This is a genomic window from Tsukamurella pseudospumae, assembly GCF_001575205.1.
Classification (GTDB): Bacteria; Actinomycetota; Actinomycetes; order Mycobacteriales; family Mycobacteriaceae; genus Tsukamurella; species Tsukamurella pseudospumae.
Genome location: NZ_LSRE01000068.1, coordinates 1 through 253 on the forward strand (window position 1 = coordinate 1; position 253 = coordinate 253).

The 253-nt window shown below is 49.8% G+C and carries 1 rRNA gene; it reads right to left on the reverse strand.

The features are described 5' to 3' along the window. Positions 1 to 79: 79 nt before the first annotated feature. Positions 80 to 253, reverse strand: a 23S ribosomal RNA gene (locus AXK61_RS24200); the annotation flags it as partial.

Genomic DNA, 253 nt, shown 5'->3' on the forward strand with positions numbered 1-253 from the left:
AACGGGCCGGATTTCTGTGAATTGTTACACGCATAATCTTCTGTGAGCCATCAGTGCTCGTTTTGGCGAATGTTATGTGTGTGGTAAGTCCTCGACCGATTAGTACCAGTCACCTGCACGCATTACTGCGCTTCCAGTTCTGGCCTATCAACCCCATAGTCTGTAGGGGGTCTTACCCACTCAAGGTGGTGAGAATCCTAATCTTGGAACAGGCTTCCCGCTTAGATGCTTTCAGCGGTTATCCCTTCCGAAC